This is a genomic window from Neobacillus sp. GCM10023253, assembly GCF_042653105.1.
In the GTDB taxonomy this organism is placed as follows: Bacteria; Bacillota; Bacilli; order Bacillales; family Cytobacillaceae; genus Neobacillus; species Neobacillus citreus.
Genome location: NZ_JBHSHV010000003.1, coordinates 114,537 through 131,803, shown reverse-complemented (window position 1 = coordinate 131,803; position 17,267 = coordinate 114,537). Strand labels below are relative to the sequence as shown.

The following is a 17,267-nucleotide window of genomic DNA, read 5'->3' as shown; positions in this document are numbered from 1 at the left end:
GAAAGGGGCAACAATTATGAAAATAGATATTATCGGAGATATCCATGGATGTTTCACAGAATTCTCGGAGTTAACTGCAAAATTAGGTTACGATTGGAAAAGTGGGATTCCCCTCCATCCGGAAAACAGAATACTCGGGTTTGTCGGTGATTTAACCGACAGAGGTCCAAATTCTCTCAAAGTGATTGAAATCGTTTGGAAGCTGGTCATCGAGCAGGAAAAAGCTTTCTATACACCTGGAAACCATTGCAATAAGTTGTATCGCTTTTTCCTTGGCAACAAAGTCCAAATTTCCCACGGACTTGAAACAACCGTGGCGGAGTATGAAACATTATATAAAAAAGACCAAGATTCCATTCGAAAAAAATTTATGGACCTTTATGAAAATGCTCCATTGTACTTAGTATTAGACCAGAAAAAGTTAATAATCGCCCATGCAGGAATTAAACAAGAATTGATTGGAAAGAAAAATAATCAAGTAAAGACATTTGTTCTCTACGGAGATATTACAGGTGAAAAGCACCCGGACGGATCCCCTGTCAGAAGAGACTGGGCTAAACAGTATCACGGGGAAGCTTATATTGTTTATGGACATACACCTGTGAAGGAGCCAAGAATTATTAATAAAACGTATAATATTGACACAGGGGCTGTTTTTGGCGGCAAACTTACTGCCTTAAGATATCCAGAAATGGAACTGGTCTCTATTCCCTCTACAATGCCATATATCAAAGAAAAATTTAAACAATTTGAATAAAAATAAAAATAAAAATAAAAGAAGGCTGGCCTTTTTAGTCATGACCAGCCTCTATTAATTTCTTCATATCATCCGGCAAAGGTGCCGTAAAGGTCATTTCCTCCCGGGTAAGGGGATGAATGAAGTGGACTTCTTTACAATGTAACGCCTGCCTATCAATTAACGAGGTGTCTCCCCCATACAAGTCATCACCGAGAAGAGGATGACCCAAGTAAGACATATGGACCCTGATTTGATGGGTCCGTCCGGTTTCCAGGTTCAGCTCAACCTGGGTAAATTCCCTATGCCTTGATATGACTCGGTAATGGGTACAGGCATATTGTCCATCCTCACGGACCTCCCTTTCGATGATGCTTTCCGCTTTACGTCCGATTGGGGCGTTTACCGTGCCTCTGTCCGCCGACAACAAACCGCCTGCAAATGCTTCATAGGTTCGTTTCACTTGAGATTTCCGCTGCATTAAACTAAACAAATGATGAACATGACGATGTTTAGCCACTAAAACAATCCCTGAAGTATCCCGATCCAGCCGGGTTACAATGTGGGCTGTAGCAGTTAGTCCTGTTTTTTGATAATATCCTACAAGGGCATTTGCCAGGCTCCCGGCAGGATGCTCCCGTGACGGAATTGTGCTCATACCGGCAGGTTTAACGACAACCAGCAAAAATTCATCCTCAAACAGAATCGTCATTGGAAGCTTCTCTCCCGGAAAACTAGGGCTCTCGGAAGGGAATATCACTGTCAGTACATCCCCTTCAACGAGCTTATACCTTACATTTACATCTTCACTGTTGACAAGGATTCTCCCGCCCTTGAATTTAATATCCGTCAAAGCAGTCCGAGAGATTTCTTCCCTCTTTAAAAACTCTTTAATGAGCAATCCGGCACTATTATCATGAATACTCCACTGAAGTTGAAAATTTTTTGTCATTCCGTGTTTTCCTTCATTTAGTCCGAAATAAATGAATCATGTACTCTTTTCCAGAAAGGAAACGGGCGGAACCTAGCAAAGCGGATTTTTTCCTCTGGAACCCGGAATTGGATTGACTTTACATCCTTATGAAGCAGGGTTAAATGATCAATTGTAATCTGGAAATCCGTCCGATTTACGGGCTTTAACATACATGTGTGGTGTGCTGGCAGAATAAGCGGCGAACCCACTGTTCTGAAAACCCTGTTGTTAATGGATGCCATTTCCGCCACTTGAAGGGCTTGGATGGACGGGTGAATAATGGCTCCGCCTAGTGCTTTATTATAGGCTGTACTTCCGGAAGGGGTAGAGATACAAAGACCATCACCACGAAATCTTTCAAAATGCTGGCCGCGTATTTCTACATCCATGACCAGCGTACCCTCCACACCCTTTACGGTAGATTCATTCAACGCTAGGTACCTGGATTCCTTACCCGCATGGGAATAACGAATAATGACCTCCAAAAGCGGATATTCAACAACCTGAAACGGTGTCTTTGCAATGGCAATGACCAGCTTTTCGATTTCCTCAGGGGTCCAATCCGCATAAAAACCGAGGTGCCCTGTATGGATCCCAACAAATGCTGTTTTATCCAAACGGCTGCTGTAACGGTGGAAAGCATACAGGAGCGTCCCGTCTCCCCCTACAGAGATGACGATATCCGGCTGGTCTTCATCGTACTTTAACTCAAAATCCAGCAAATAGGTCCTCATTTTATGCATAAGAATATTTGATTTTTGATCCCCTTTAGATGTTATCGCAAATTTCATCTTTTTTACCCCTTGTATTGGAATAATCTATATAAACAGCGGCTCATTTCTTTTCTTCTTGGGCTGTTTCCTTCTTTCTCGTAAAAAAAGCCTGTGCTTCTTTAATTTCCCCCCGGATAAGTGACATTTCCTCATCTAAACGGAAAGCCGCCTCTGCCGCACGCTGGAGTCGCATTTTTATATCAGTAGGAAAGGCACCTTTATACTTATAGTTTAAGGAATGTTCAATTGTTGCCCAAAAATTCATGGCCAATGTCCGAATTTGTATTTCGGCTAGAATTTTCTTTTCCCCGTGGATAGTTTGCACCGGGTATTGAATGACAACGTGATAGGAACGGTATCCACTGATTTTTTCATGAGAAATATAATCCCTTTCCTCCACTATTTCAAAATCATTGCGGTTTCGGAGCAGCGAAACGACCCGATAAATATCCTCCACAAACTGGCACATAATCCGAAGGCCGGCAATATCCTGCATTTCTTCTTCAAGTTTATCTAACGGTATTCCTTTTTGGTTTGCTTTATCTAAAATACTGGCAATTGGCTTTACCCTACCGGTAACAAATTCAATCGGTGAATGTGTCGAATCGAGTTCAAATTGACCTCTCATTCCCTTTAATTTTATCTTGAGCTCATTAATTGCCTGCTTATAAGGGGTTAAAAATTGGTCCCAATGCTTCATGACTCCACCTCGACAAGAACAAATTATGGATGAAAAACTGTTTCTGCTTTTTCAACCATTTCTTTACCGTAATTGCTATTTCCTTTTATGTTGTTAATAATAAAATCAAACTCTTCATTAAAACGCTGAAGTTCTATTTTTTCATTTCCGTCGGAAATCCAAACCGGAAGTTCTGCAGCCATTTTCATGTCGGGCCAGATTGGTTCTGGGAGCACGATGTATGTATAGTCATCTGAATCTTCCATTAGATAAATAAAGGAATAATGTTCAGAATCCACAAGGATTTGTTCGGCCGGAACTAAACCAGTTATTGTTTCCGATACTTCTAAAACAAGTGCATTTTCCATTACATTTGCCGCTTGGACTATTAGTTTTTTCCTCATTTTTTACCTCCATCTTCCATACCCACTATTTTAACATAATTCCTCATTTCTCCCAAGGATTGCAGTTTCCACTGAAGATGAGATAATGTAAATAATTTTTATCGGAAAGGAAGACAAACGATGCCGCAAAATATTGAAATAGAATTTAAAAACATGCTGACAAAAGAAGAATATTTAAGATTATTAAACGATTTTCAAATTGATGAAATAAACATTTTTTCTCAGGAGAACCATTACTTCGATACGGAGGATTTTGCCTTAAAGGATAGGCGTTCAGCTTTAAGAATTCGGTTAAAAAAGAATAGCTGGGAAATGACGTTAAAGCAGCCTGCAGAAATCGGACTTCTTGAAACAAATCAAATACTTAGCGAAAGGGAAGCTCTAGAAGCAATTCAATTTGGGAGACTTCCTTTGGGCCAAATAAAGGTGATCATAGAAGAAATGGGTATCCCCTTTAGTAAATTGGTTTATTTCGGATCTTTGGCAACAAGACGCGCTGAAGCAGCGTTTAAGAAAGGCGTGCTCGTTTTCGACCATAGTATTTACCTAAATCAAGAGGATTTTGAACTAGAATATGAGGCTGAAAACTTTCATGAGGGGCAGGAAGTCTTTTTGCAGCTGTTAAAAAATTATCAAATTCCTGTTAGAAAAACCGAAAACAAAATTCGCCGCTTTTACAGGCGGAAATACAACTTATAAATTAGTTTCGTAAGAAAATCCATATTGGACACATTAATAATATCCTTTTTTCTGGAGCAATTCATTTGAGATAAAAATTAGGCATTGTTAAAATGAATGTAAACTTGATAATGACGAGAGGAGGAGTTGTCAACATGATGAATAATCAGCAAACACCATTTGAGGTTATTGGAGAAGAAACGCTCCATCGTCTTGTGGACACTTTTTATGGCCTTGTTGCACAACATCCTGACCTTGCTCCTATATTCCCAAATGATTTTTCTGAAATTGCCCGTAAACAAAAGCAATTTTTAACCCAATATTTAGGCGGTCCTCCACTTTATACTGAGGAACATGGACACCCGATGATGCGCGCCCGCCATCTGCCTTTTCCGGTTACGCCAATACGTGCCAAAGCCTGGCTTTCATGCATGACCAAAGCAATGGATAAAACCGGCTTAGAAGGACCGATAAGGGATGAATTTTATTCCAGGCTTTTTCTAACTGCCCAGCACATGATAAATACACCTGACGATCAAGAAAATTCCGGTGAGCCATCGTGAATAATTTTGATTACTCAAATTCTTTGCAGCCAATCAATAGCAGCGATAAAAAACCGATAGAAATTTATTTATTTATTGATCCGCTTTGTCCCGAATGCTGGTCTCTTGAGCCTATCATGAAAAAGCTTCAGATTGAGTATGGACGTTACTTTTCTATCAAGCATGTGTTAAGTGGAAAATTAACAGATTTAAATGTAAGCCGTAAAAAAAATGTTGAAAACCTTGCGCAGGTTTGGGAGAAAACAACGAGCAGGTCAGTAATATCTTGTGAAGGAAATCATGGGTTTGAAGACCCTGTAGATGCTCCCTATAATGTATCGATTGCGTTAAAAGCAGCAGAACTTCAAGGGAGACGTGCAGGAATCCGCTTCCTCCGCTCAATCCAAGAGGTATTATTTTTGGAAAAAAGGAATATTTCAGATTTAGGAGTATTAAGAGAGTGTGCGGATAAAGCAGGACTTGAAATTCAAGAATTTCTTCAAGACATGCATTCAGAAAGTGCTGCAAAAGCTTTTCAGTGCGACCTGCAAATTACTTCCGAAATGGAAGTTCGCGAAATTCCTACTCTTGTCTTCTTTAATGAGAACGTTGAAGAAGAAGGAATAAAAATAACAGGAACATATCCATATGAGGTTTATGTTCAAATTCTGGAGGAAATGCTCGCAGAAAAACCGATTAAATCTCCACTGCCTCCACTGGAAACATTTTTAAAGAATTTTAAGTTTGTCGCCTCAAAGGAAATTGCACTTGTATATAATATGACCATTTCACAAATTGAACGGGAAATGAAAAAATTGCTCCTTAAGCAGGTGGTGCAGCAAATCCCTGCAAAGTTCGGGACCTTTTGGAAGTATATTGAGTAGCTTATGATTGATTATGTATAACAGAAATGCCCTGCAGCCATCAACTGCAGGGCATTTCTCTTAATACGAACAAAGGGGATGGGAGAAATTTTTCACGGTCAAACAAAGGGGTATATGTTTGTTGTGATCAACTTCACGTATTAAATATAGCATGGGCTGAAAGGGGTGACAATAAGTTTGTGCTTTATTTCACATTATTGTCAAAATATCATAAATTCATAGAGTAGACCATAAATATTAAGGAAGATATTTACTAAAAAAGGATGGATTAAGAATTGAAAAAGTTCTCCATTACACTGATGATTCTTTTCTTTATTTTTGCATTTTTTTTACAAGTACTGGCACTCTTAAAAATTTTCCCGATTATAATTAGCATCCCCGTCTTGTTTCTTTCTATCTTAATCCCCAGCATCTCCATCAATGACAGAAAAAAATTTAAGGGATTCTAAATGAAAACTCGCCGATTGGCGAGTCCGATAGGACGGTTCATGAGGCGTAGTTGAATTTATGCGTTAGGAAAGGGCTGGTGACTATCACCAGCCCTTTAAACTTACTTTTTAAGCAATAATTGTTCTAATTCACCTAGTTTTTCTTCAAACACCTTGCAGGCATCCTTGATTGGCTCAGAGCTTGTCATATCCACTCCGGCTTTCTTTAATACTTCAATTGGATAATCGGAGCTTCCCGCACTGAGGAATTCAATATACCGTTTTACGGCTGGCTCGCCTTCCTCTAAAATCTGCTTGCTTAAGGCAGTTGCCGCGCTGAAGCCTGTCGCATATTGGTAAACATAATAGTTGTAATAGAAATGTGGAATGCGGGTCCATTCAAGGCCGATTTCCTCATCAATGACAATATCCTCTTCACCGAAGTACTTTTTATTTAATTCATAGTAAGTTTTTGTTAATGACTCTGCCGTTAATGCCTCATTATTCTTCGCCATCTGATGGATTAAATGCTCGAATTCAGCAAACATCGTCTGACGGAATACCGTGCCTCTAAAGCCTTCCAAATAATGATTCAACAGATAAATCCGCTTTTGTTCATCATCAATTGTTTTTAACAAATAGTCGTTCAGCAGCGCCTCATTGCAGGTAGAAGCAACCTCAGCGACAAAAATCGAATAGTCCCCATATGGGAACGGCTGATTCTTCCTTGTGTAGTAGCTGTGAACAGAGTGACCAAATTCATGAGCCAAGGTAAATAAGTTGTTTACGTTATCCTGCCAGTTCATCAGGATATATGGATGCGTTCCGTATGCCCCTGATGAGTAAGCCCCGCTGCGCTTGCCCTTATTCTCATGGACATCGACCCAGCGGTTTTCAAAGCCCTCTTTTAGAATCTGGGCATACTCATCACCTAACGGGGCTAGTCCTTTTATAACAAGATCTTTTGCTTTTTCATACTTAATTTCCATTTTCACATCTTTAACTAGTGGTGTGTACAAATCATACATATGAAGCTCCTGAACCCCTAATACTTGTTTGCGGAGCTTTACATAACGATGCAGCAGATGCAGATTCTCATTAACGGTATTCACTAAATTATCATAGACCGTTTCAGGAATATTATTAGCAGCAAGGGCAGAGTGTCTAGCTGAGTCATAGTTCCGGACCCGCGCATTAAAATTATCCTTTTTCACATTCCCGCTTAAAGTACTTGCGAATGTATTTTTAAACTGTCCATAGGTTTGATATACACCTTTAAAAGCGTCATGCCTTACCCTCTGGTCTTCGCTTTCAAGGAACCGGATATAACGGCCATGTGTAATTTCAACCTCGTTGCCATTTTCATCCTTAATGGATGGGAACTCCAAATCGGCATTATTCAGCATACCAAATGTATTACTAGACGCATTCATTACTTCACTCGCCTCAGCAAGCAGAGCTTCCTCTTCCGCACTCAATACATGCGGCCGTTGCAAATTAATTTCTTCAAGAGCATGTTCATATAGCTTTAATTCCGTTTTTTCATTTAAAAAGCCAGTTACTTTACTTTCGTCAATTGCAAGAATTTCTGGAACAATAAAGGCAAATTGGCTCGCCGCTTGAGAATAAAGATTTTTCATTCGATCATCCAAGCCCTGATAAAAAGAGTTTGTCGTATCTTGGTCGTATCTCATATGTGAATATGTATAGAGCTTGCCGATTCTTTTAAAAAGCTGGTCCTGAAATTGAAGGGCTTTATAAAGCGTCTCTGCACTTTCTCCCAATTTTCCTTCGAACTGCTTAATTCCCGGAATTTGTGCCTTCACCTCTTGGAATTCTTTTTCCCATTCCTCATCGCTTGCAAAAATATCCTCCAGCTTCCACGTATCTTCAACTGGGATTTCACTTCTTGCCGGGAGTGACTTTACAGCCGTTTCATTTGTCATGATTGATCCTCCATTTCCATTCGATAATCCAATATCACTTTATTATATTCCATTTTTTCTTTATTTTTCCTCCTTTACGCTTATAAGCAGTAAAGCCTCTCCTATATTATGCCCTGTCATCTATTTTCATTTATTATTTTGATAAAATATTGACTTTGCCTCATCCTTTTCTCGGTTTGATTGAGGAATCTTGATTTTTCTGTTTATTTCGCATATCCAATCCCCTTTTCGAATTAAAACGCCCAATTCAATCAGCTTCCGGAAATATTCTATGACCGGTATCATCGGATTAATAGTTTCTAGTAAAGGTAAAGTTCGGATCGTAATATCTTTTTTGGAGATTCTTTTCTGCACCTGGTAATGTATATCCTGATACGAGATCAATGCTCCGGGATTTTTATCAGCTAGACAATCAAGGAATAAGTAGGTTTGCCATACAACTGGAGGGGTTTGAATGTAAACTGCATGAGGAACTGGCAGGCCTATTTCTGCTGGCAATAAAAAGAGATTTAAATTTCGCTGATAAATTTCATGAAGAAAAGGATTTTTCAGGGCACCTGCATGAAGAACCCAACTAATTTGATAATTTTCTGCGGCTTCCTTCCACTTTATTAGGTTAATCTTCCATTTATCGGGCTTAGGATTGAGCAAATCCTCAAGTCGCAAACTGTAAAGGGAATTGAATGATTGCTCCGCAAAAGCATTTTTAATGGAATACGGAGTAATAGAACTAATTAATTGGAAGGCTTTCTTTTCAGGAGAATAGCAGGGTATATACAACTGACCTCTGATGCTCGTTCGTAAAAATAAGTAATGAAAATTTGAAAAAGGAATGATGTGGCGGCTTTTTTGATGAATGTGATGGCTGGAGATGATCCATAGAGGTGTATAGTGATGTTCAAGGTAGTTTTTTGTTCTTTTCCAAAATATTTCTTCTGATAGTGTGGAGCACTGAAACTCTAGGGCAAATCTCTGACCATTATGTTCAAACATGATATCGGGACGCTGTTGCATTTTCCGATCATAAAATTCGAGGATACAAGGAATTTTTTGCATGCTTAGCCAATGATATAACTGAAGCTTTCCTTCAATATGATTGACGGACTCTGCTTCGTATAGTTCGCAGCAGGTGCTTCCTTTTTTATGGGCAAAATGGAATATTCGCTGCTCACCAAGCTTTAATGAAACATTTTCCCCACAGACAGGACATATGAACTCCTCGGTTTTTCTAAGGCTTAAAAGTGCTTCTTTCGAGTAACCATTTCCAAGCGAAATTTGTTTACCTGTTTTCGTCTGGGCTGTTAACAATCGGAATCCTCCCCCTTCTTTTCTTCTCCAATTCGACTAAATGTGCCAAAATCCCTTTACAAAAAAATAAAAACCCGCCGGTATCGACGAGTTTTAACAAAATTTTCACAATAACGGTGAGAGCAGTCTTGCAGTAGATTCTAGCAACCGATACCCCAAATGCCGCTGTTGGAATGTTTTTAAATCTAATTGTATTGCAAATTCCAAATCGTTTAGGTATTCTGCAACAAGCTTTTGGGTACTTTTCGTACGGAAAAGGAACGCATTTACCTCAAAATTCAAATGAAAGCTTCGCATATCCATGTTAGAGGTTCCTATTGAGGCCAATTCCCCATCAACAATGACAATTTTGCTGTGCATAAACCCTATTTCGTATTCAAACACCTTTACTCCTGCCTCTAAAAGCTCAGGAAAATAGGATCTTGAAGCATGAAAGACAATCCGCTTATCCGGGCGGTTTGGAACTAGAAGCCGTACATCAATTCCACTTAAGGCGGCTACTTTAATGGCGGAGAAAATATCCTCATCTGGTATAAAGTATGGAGAAGCAATCCAGACTGATTTTCTTGCCGAGCCAATCATGGAGAAAAATATATTCTTGATGACACTCCATTCGTTATCCGGACCTCCTGCGATTAACTGAACACCACCGTGGCTTTTGTGGTCAATTTGTGGAGATAAGTATTCTGCCGTCAGAAAACTATGATTCGTCATATAATACCAATCCTGGAGAAAAATCAGCTGCAGAGTCCGCACTGCTTCGCCCCGAAGCATCAAATGGGTATCCCGCCAGAATCCGATATCCTTATTTCGTCCCAGATATTCATCGCCAATATTTAATCCGCCGACAAACCCAATATTCCCGTCTATGACAATTATTTTTCGGTGGTTGCGGAAATTAAACTTATTATTTAAAAAAGGCAATTTTACCGGCCCAAATGGAACAGTTTCTATTCCGGCATTCTTTAAATCATTGATATAAGCTTTTGAAAGCTGCCAGGACCCAACGGCATCAAACATAAAACGAACCTTTACACCCTGATTCGCTTTTTCAATTAAAATATTCTTTATTTCTTGGCCAATCTGATCATGCCTAATAATATAATATTCTAGATGAATATGGTGCCTCGCCCTTTTTAGCTCTTTCATTATATGACAAAAGGTTTCCTCACCGTTTGTTAAAACCTTGGTTGCTGTATCAAAGGATATTGGACTATTCCCCAGTTTTTGAGCAAGCATAAATAATTTACCTTGATGCTCCCCCATTAACTGCAGCTTTTCTTCACTCCTTGGGTCATTTTCGCCCTCAACCGTTAAGAATGCCTGTTTATCAAGAAAATACTTTTTTCTAAACATCCGTTCCTTTCGATAATTCCTGCCAAATAGAAGATAAAAAATAAACCCCACCAGCGGAAAGCTTCCAAGAACAACCAGCCATGTTATGGTTTGTGTAGGATGTCGGTTTTCCAAAAATATTACAAACCCGATAAAAATGACGGAAAGCGAAATCATTACACTTAGGAACCCTAAAATGCCACTCTCCAACTGATTTTTGAAAGCAAAAAGAAGAATTGAAAGAACCAACAAAAATATGACAACCCGAACCGTATTCTTCAGTGTCCTCACCTGCTTTGAAACACCCATATTTAAAGTCAGATAAAATAATACCGATTTCAACTGTGAAATCGGTACTTTTTTCAGCTAAAATAGTTTCGAATAACTTCAAAAACATTCTCAGCAATTATTTCTTTACCGTACTCCTGAATTCGGTGAATCGTTAACTGTGTTTCATACCCATATTCCAGCAATACGCTTAAAACATCATCAATCTCATCTTCCCCGAAAACATCTTCAGGAAATTCAGTATATAAGTAATACTTACCTTCAAAGTGATATAGCGTTGTGACTAAGTTATCAAGACCCGGTCTTTTTGCCAAACTGATCACATCTTCAAAATCTTTAAAAGCAAGAATAAACTCCAAACTATCTTCTTCAAGAAGGACTTCTTCTTCATCTGAATAATTTGGATTAAAATGCTGATCTAAAAGTTCTTCAATCTTATCATCAACAGGCAAATCCTTAATTTTATCATTAGGAATAGGAAGTTCAAATTTCTGGCCATCTTTGGAAAGCTGCGCTTTGGTCACAAGTACCTCTAACCCTTTATCCAAGGCTTGAACCTGAATCCATAACGGACCTTCAACCACAAACTCTTCCTCTCCATGGACTTCATCCATCATTTCCCAAAAGAGTTCTTCACTTCGTTCACGATTGTACCATATCTCTTCCCGATCAAAGCCTCTTTCTTCTATATCACCATAGGAAATATAAAATTTAACCGTATTTTCGTTAATACGTTCAATCTCCATTTTAACCTCTCCCTTCCATTGTTCATATTGAAGGGACTAAATACCCCCAAGCAGATAACTCCCTTAGCATTCACTCTTAAAAAAAGTTTATTCAATGAAACTTTAAATAAAAAAGCAAATACTCTTGTACTTTCATTTTATGATAAAAGAACAAATAAGGGAAATAAAAAAGCGCAATTTCACAAAATCCATAAATCCGCCTAATATCCAATACGAACAGTAGTCCAATCAACATTCAGAGGGAAAATTTCCAATATAGATATTCCTTTAATAATAACAAAATTCAATAAAAATTTCAAACAATAAAAACGAAAAAAAGACCTTCATAAAAAAGGTCTTTACTCTTAATTAATTTACCATCCGCTGTGCTTCTCGCAATTGATATGTTCTGACCTTTCTAGGCAGAAATCTGCGGATTTCATCTTCATTATATCCAACTTGCAAACGTTTTTCATCAATGATGATTGGGCGGCGAAGCAACCCAGGGTTTTCTTTAATTAATTTGAATAAATCCTGAAGAGGCATTGTATCCAAATTCACATCTAACTTTTGAAAGGTTTTAGATCTCGTTGAAATAATTTCATCCGTTCCATCTTCAGTCATACGTAGAATTTCTTTGATTTCTTCCATAGATAAAGGTTCTGAGAAAATATTTCTTTCCTTATATGGAATCTCATGCTCTTCTAACCATGACTTTGCTTTCCGACATGATGTACAGCTCGGTGAGGTGTATAGTGTTACCATCTGTGTTTCACACTCCTCTAATTATTTGCAAATCTATCATATATCAATCCGGAATTAGGGAAATTAACACAATTCCAATGTATTAGCAGTTTATAAAATTAAAATTATTATAAATAAGGAATTTATATCACTCATTATACACTACAATATCGAAAAAAGGTATCCCTTTTTCAAAAATAATCCCTATCAGAATACCCCCTAAATTTAAGATTCCTTATTATATTAGACGAATGATTTCTGAAAAAGTTTCAAAAATTTTTTTATTTTTTTATTTTTTATTACGTTTCATTGTTAATCATACTAAAATGTTCGTATCTTTATTTATGCTTTATGAGGGTAATGCATTGTGAATTAAATCTAGTTTTTAATAACAAATAACCTGCTAGGTTTTTTTCTGAAAAATCCATTCTCAATTAAAATCACAAAATGAAAACGATATCAGTATTTAAATATAGCTTTTCATTAGTTTTTTATTTTTCTCTTTTCTTAAAGGCAAAGTTCACTTACAATAAGTGTAGTGAATAAAATAAAATCAATTCTTTGATTCATCAAATGGAGGGACAATCATGGCTGGATACATAACTGATTTAACAGTTGTTGCACTGTTAGTGATCGGGATTACAGCTTTTATGGGAGTCATCACAAACGGTATTGGTGAAAAGGTATTTGGCGGAAAACGCCGCAGCGAATTTGTCGACCAAAGTGCCAGATTTCAAACTGGCTGGAAAACCGTTGGCGGAAAAAGAAAGTAAAATAATAAAAAAACGATCTCGATATCTGAGATCGTTTTTTTTATTATTGTTTGGATTGTGCTTGGTATTGTTTAAATTCTTTTTCCGAACAAAGGACAAAGTGTCCCGGCGTAACTTCACGGAACTCAACCTGCTCATTATCCTGATAATTATGGCTTGCTGGATCATATGTTTTACGTTTGCGAGCCCGCTCACTAATCGGATCTGGAGCAGGAATAGCTGATAATAGTGATTGCGTATATGGATGAAGTGGATTTCGGTAAAGTTCATCTGACGGTGCAAGCTCAACCATTTTACCAAAATACATAACACCAATACGGTCACTGATGTATTTAACCATTGACAAGTCATGTGCAATGAACAAATATGTTAATCCTTTTTCATGCTGAAGCTTTTTCATTAGATTTACGACCTGCGCTTGAATCGATACGTCCAATGCTGAAATAGGCTCATCGGCAATGATGAACTCCGGTTGAACTGCCAGTGCACGGGCAATCCCAATCCGCTGACGCTGACCACCGGAAAATTCATGAGGATAACGATTGGCATGTTCCTTGTTCAATCCAACAGTTTCGAGCAATTCATATACCTTTTCCATTCGCTCCTGTTTTGATTTAGCCAACCCATGAATATCGATTCCCTCGGCAATAACGTCTGCTATTTTTAATCGAGGATTTAATGATGCATATGGATCTTGGAAAATCATTTGCATCTTACGGTTGAATTGTTTAAGTTCTTTCTTGGATTTTTTCCCATGAACATTAACACCATCATAAAGGACTTCTCCACCTGTGGCTTCGTATAGACGGATAATTGTCCGGCCTGTTGTAGATTTACCGCAGCCTGATTCACCTACAAGCCCCATTACTTCTCCTTGATAAATACTAAAGGAGACATTATCAACCGCTTTTACCTCATTAGGTTTGCCTTCATTAAAATATTGTTTTAAATTCTTTATTTCTAATAATTTTTTTCTTTCACTCATTTATTTTCCCACCTTTACACCAGGGAATTGACCTTGACGCCTTTTTACAGCCTCAGGCGGTTCCACCTTAGGAGCATCCGGATGCAATAGCCAAGTGGCTGCATAATGAGTATCAGACACCTTGAAAAATGGCGGCTCCTGTTCTAGGTCGATTTTCATCACATAAGGGTTACGGGGTGCAAATGCATCTCCCTTTGGCGGATCTAATAAATCAGGTGGTGTCCCCGGGATTGAGTATAATTCCTCATCATCTGTTTCCATATCCGGCATGGAGCTGATCAATCCCCATGTATATGGGTGTTTCGGATTATAGAATATCTCATCAGCAGTCCCAATTTCTACGATTTTACCGCCATACATAACAGCGACTCGGTCAGCAACATTGGCTACAACGCCAAGGTCATGGGTAATAAAGATGATTGATGTATCAATCTTTTTTTGCAAATCCTTCATTAATTCCAGAATTTGAGCTTGGATTGTAACGTCTAAAGCCGTTGTCGGTTCATCAGCAATTAAAACTTTAGGATTACAAGCCAACGCAATAGCTATAACAACCCTTTGTCTCATCCCGCCCGAAAACTGATGCGGATATTGATCAATACGAATTTCCGGCTTAGGAATCCCAACTAGTCTTAATAGTTCAACTGCTCTTTCCCTAGCAGCACCTTTAGACATGTTTTGATGCTTAATCAGAGGTTCCATAATTTGATTTCCGATTTTCATTGTAGGATTCAATGATGTCATCGGATCCTGGAAGATCATCGAAATGTCCTTACCACGGATTTTTTGCATTTGCTTATCCGTTAATTTGGTTAAATCTTTGCCTTCAAAAAGAATTTCGCCGCTTTTTATCTCGGAATTATGTTCTGGGAGCAGGCGCATAATCGACTTTGTCGTGACTGATTTTCCCGAGCCCGATTCACCAACAATCGCTAATGTTTCCCCTTTGATTAAATCAAAATTAACGCCGCGAATGGCTTTGACTTCCCCGGAAAATGTATGGAACGAAATATTTAAATCTTTAACTTGTAAAATCTTCTCCAATTCGATTCACCTGCCTTAATCACGCATTTTTGGATCTAATGCATCTCGTAATCCATCTGCTACCAAGTTGAAGCAAACCATGATTAAAGCAATCATGATGGATGGAATAATCATTTGATATGGAAATGCAATCATCGATTTAAAGCCATCTTCAACTAATGTACCTAATGATGCATTAGGTTCCTGTAATCCTAAACCGATAAAGCTCAAGAATGCTTCGAAGAAAATGGCATTTGGGATAGAAAACATTGTGTTAATAATAATTACTCCGAACATGTTTGGAATCATATGTTTGAAAACAATTGAAGTATCGGATGCCCCCAATGTTTTGGCAGCTAAGACAAATTCTTGATTTTTAAATTTTAATACTTGAGCACGTACCACCCGGGCCATACTAGTCCATCCGGTAATCGTTAAAGCTACAATAATCGGAACAATACCCGGTTTTAATACAAGAATCATTAAAACAACAATGATTAGGTTCGGAATACCGACGATAACCTCTATAATCCTCTGCAAAACACTGTCTACTCGTCCGCCTAAATAACCTGATACCGCACCATAAGTTACACCAATCAGCATATCGATTAATGCTGCCATAAAAGCGATAAATAAGGAAACTTGCGTCCCTGTCCAAACACGGGCAAACAAATCTCGGCCAAGAGCGTCTGTACCAAACCAATAATAATTGTCAACCTTCCGCACCTCGTAGGCGTTATATTCTGTCCCGTTTCTACGAGTCAAGGTTCCATCGAAAGGAAGCCAGTGGACATTTTCAAGCCCTTGAATTCTTGGAGGCAGATTATTGTGTTTTGTATTCTGGGCATCGTATTCATACGGTGTAATCATCGGACCAACAAAAGCCATGATGATTAAAATACCAAGAATAACAATACTAACCACGGCGCCCTTATTTTTTCGTACGCGAAGCCAAGAATCCTGCCAAAAATTCAAGCTAGGTTTAGCAATTTTTTCACTTTTTGATGGGTCTATATGGGCGGGCGCAAACATATCTTTAGAAATTTCTTGATTTATCATTTTGCTTTCCCCCCAGAAATACGAATACGTGGATCAATGACTCCGTAAAGAATATCAACCACAAGTATTACGACAACAAATAATGCCGCAAATAAAAGATTTGTCCCCATAATGACAGGATAATCGTTGGTGGCAATCGATTTGACAAACTGCTCCCCTAGTCCAGGAATCGCAAAAATCTTTTCAATAACCAATGAACCTGTCATCAAGCTAACAGCTAAAGGTCCTAAAACTGTGACAACGGGTATTAAGGCATTTCTTATCGCATGCTTAATACTGATTTGCCAGTAGCTAGCCCCTTTTGCTTTTGCTAAAGTAATATAATCTGATCCTAATACCTCAATCATTTCTGTCCGCATAAACCGGGCCGCAATCGAAATTGGGAACATGGCTAAGGCGATAGTAGGAAGAACCGTATATTCAGGCCCCCGCCACAGCATGACCGGAAACCACCCCAATTTTACAGCCACGTAATATTGCAGCAAACCTGCAAATATAAAGGATGGGATAGATTTACCAACTACAGCAATAAAGGTTGAACCATAGTCAACCCAAGTATTTTGTTTTAATGCAGCAATGGCACCCAATAGAATGCCCAAAATGGACCCAACAATCATTGCTTGAAAACCTAAGACCGCAGATGGGCCAATACGGTTTGCAAGAAGTTCTGACACAGGGGTATTATTGAATTGGAAGGAAACTCCAAGGTCACCCTCAGCCAAGTTCTTTATATATTGAAAATATTGAACAGGCACGGGATCGTTTAAATTGTATTTTTCTAACAAGATTTCCTGTTGGACCTGCGAAAGCTTTTGGAAATTGTTAAATGGAGTTCCAGGAATTAGTTTCATGAGGAAAAACGTGACCGATGCAACAATGAATAGTGTGATAATCATATAAATGAAACGTTGCACTAAATATTTTGCCATGCCTACACCTCCTAATTGGTGAAATTTTCGTCTTTTTTCGACAATTCTGATACAG

General features: G+C 38.5%; 18 protein-coding genes. 5 read left to right on the top strand and 13 right to left on the bottom strand.

Annotated features, from left to right (window positions below; genetic code table 11):
• Positions 1-16: 16 nt before the first annotated feature.
• A complete protein-coding gene (prpE, locus tag ACFPA1_RS01005) occupies positions 17-757 on the top strand; it encodes a bis(5'-nucleosyl)-tetraphosphatase PrpE (RefSeq protein ID WP_213140989.1) in 741 nt (246 codons plus the stop codon).
• A 34-nt stretch (positions 758-791) separates the two neighbouring features.
• Here prpE and ACFPA1_RS01000 read toward each other — a convergent pair whose 3' ends face one another.
• From ACFPA1_RS01000 to ACFPA1_RS00985, 4 genes are read right to left on the bottom strand one after another with little or no spacing between them, the layout of a single operon-like run.
• Positions 792-1,688, bottom strand: a complete 897-nt coding sequence (locus tag ACFPA1_RS01000) for an RluA family pseudouridine synthase (RefSeq protein ID WP_213140990.1) — start codon at positions 1,686-1,688, stop codon at positions 792-794.
• 17 nt (positions 1,689-1,705) lie between these two features.
• On the bottom strand, positions 1,706-2,500 hold the full coding sequence (locus tag ACFPA1_RS00995; RefSeq protein WP_213116596.1) for an NAD kinase: 795 nt from the start codon (positions 2,498-2,500) through the stop codon (positions 1,706-1,708).
• A gap of 43 nt (positions 2,501-2,543) precedes the next feature.
• Positions 2,544-3,182, bottom strand: coding sequence for a GTP pyrophosphokinase (locus ACFPA1_RS00990; protein ID WP_213140991.1), 639 nt, complete (start codon positions 3,180-3,182; stop codon positions 2,544-2,546).
• 23 nt (positions 3,183-3,205) lie between these two features.
• On the bottom strand, positions 3,206-3,565 hold the full coding sequence (locus ACFPA1_RS00985; protein ID WP_213140992.1) for a hypothetical protein: 360 nt from the start codon (positions 3,563-3,565) through the stop codon (positions 3,206-3,208).
• A 120-nt stretch (positions 3,566-3,685) separates the two neighbouring features.
• Here ACFPA1_RS00985 and ACFPA1_RS00980 point away from each other — a divergent pair, with 120 nt between their 5' ends.
• The 3 genes from ACFPA1_RS00980 (at position 3,686) to ACFPA1_RS00970 (ending at position 5,669) form a co-directional block, all read left to right on the top strand.
• Positions 3,686-4,264 (top strand): CYTH domain-containing protein, encoded by a 579-nt coding sequence (locus ACFPA1_RS00980; protein ID WP_213140993.1) that lies wholly within the window; start codon positions 3,686-3,688, stop codon positions 4,262-4,264.
• 137 nt (positions 4,265-4,401) lie between these two features.
• Complete coding sequence (locus ACFPA1_RS00975; protein WP_213141321.1) at positions 4,402-4,806, top strand: globin; 405 nt, start codon at positions 4,402-4,404, stop codon at positions 4,804-4,806.
• On the top strand, positions 4,803-5,669 hold the full coding sequence (locus ACFPA1_RS00970; protein ID WP_213140994.1) for a ClpXP adapter SpxH family protein: 867 nt from the start codon (positions 4,803-4,805) through the stop codon (positions 5,667-5,669). Before ACFPA1_RS00975 ends, ACFPA1_RS00970 begins: the two co-directional genes overlap by 4 nt.
• Positions 5,670-6,219: 550 nt before the next feature.
• Here the strand turns inward: ACFPA1_RS00970 and pepF are convergent.
• From pepF to spxA, 5 genes are all read right to left on the bottom strand, one after another.
• Complete coding sequence (gene pepF / locus ACFPA1_RS00965) at positions 6,220-8,043, bottom strand: oligoendopeptidase F (RefSeq protein WP_378580887.1); 1,824 nt, start codon at positions 8,041-8,043, stop codon at positions 6,220-6,222.
• Positions 8,044-8,169: 126 nt separating this feature from the next.
• On the bottom strand, positions 8,170-9,351 hold the full coding sequence (locus tag ACFPA1_RS00960) for a competence protein CoiA (protein WP_213140996.1): 1,182 nt from the start codon (positions 9,349-9,351) through the stop codon (positions 8,170-8,172).
• A 105-nt stretch (positions 9,352-9,456) separates the two neighbouring features.
• Positions 9,457-10,968 carry a cardiolipin synthase gene (gene cls, locus ACFPA1_RS00955; protein WP_213141322.1) on the bottom strand — a complete coding sequence of 504 codons (1,512 nt, stop codon included), beginning with the start codon at positions 10,966-10,968 and terminating at the stop codon, positions 9,457-9,459.
• A gap of 80 nt (positions 10,969-11,048) precedes the next feature.
• Complete coding sequence (gene mecA, locus ACFPA1_RS00950) at positions 11,049-11,720, bottom strand: adaptor protein MecA (RefSeq protein ID WP_213140997.1); 672 nt, start codon at positions 11,718-11,720, stop codon at positions 11,049-11,051.
• 348 nt (positions 11,721-12,068) lie between these two features.
• Positions 12,069-12,464, bottom strand: coding sequence for a transcriptional regulator SpxA (gene spxA, locus ACFPA1_RS00945; RefSeq protein ID WP_042455300.1), 396 nt, complete (start codon positions 12,462-12,464; stop codon positions 12,069-12,071).
• 566 nt (positions 12,465-13,030) lie between these two features.
• Between spxA and ACFPA1_RS00940 the strand changes: the two genes are divergently transcribed.
• The gene (locus ACFPA1_RS00940) at positions 13,031-13,216 is read left to right on the top strand and encodes a hypothetical protein (protein ID WP_213140998.1); all 186 of its coding nucleotides are present in this window, start codon (positions 13,031-13,033) and stop codon (positions 13,214-13,216) included.
• Positions 13,217-13,259: 43 nt separating this feature from the next.
• Here the strand turns inward: ACFPA1_RS00940 and ACFPA1_RS00935 are convergent, their stop codons facing one another.
• Genes ACFPA1_RS00935 through opp3b form a run of 4 tightly spaced genes read right to left on the bottom strand, consistent with a single transcriptional unit; the run spans position 13,260 to position 17,212 of the window.
• Positions 13,260-14,201: an ABC transporter ATP-binding protein gene (locus ACFPA1_RS00935; protein ID WP_213140999.1), complete on the bottom strand. Its 942-nt coding sequence runs from the start codon at positions 14,199-14,201 to the stop codon at positions 13,260-13,262.
• Positions 14,202-15,245 carry an ABC transporter ATP-binding protein gene (locus ACFPA1_RS00930; protein ID WP_213141000.1) on the bottom strand — a complete coding sequence of 348 codons (1,044 nt, stop codon included), beginning with the start codon at positions 15,243-15,245 and terminating at the stop codon, positions 14,202-14,204. It lies immediately after the preceding gene.
• A gap of 15 nt (positions 15,246-15,260) precedes the next feature.
• Positions 15,261-16,283: an oligopeptide ABC transporter permease gene (opp3C, locus tag ACFPA1_RS00925; protein WP_213141001.1), complete on the bottom strand. Its 1,023-nt coding sequence runs from the start codon at positions 16,281-16,283 to the stop codon at positions 15,261-15,263.
• On the bottom strand, positions 16,280-17,212 hold the full coding sequence (opp3b, locus tag ACFPA1_RS00920) for an oligopeptide ABC transporter permease (RefSeq protein WP_213141002.1): 933 nt from the start codon (positions 17,210-17,212) through the stop codon (positions 16,280-16,282). Before opp3b ends, opp3C begins: the two co-directional genes overlap by 4 nt.
• Between the last annotated feature and the right edge of the window lie 55 nt (positions 17,213-17,267).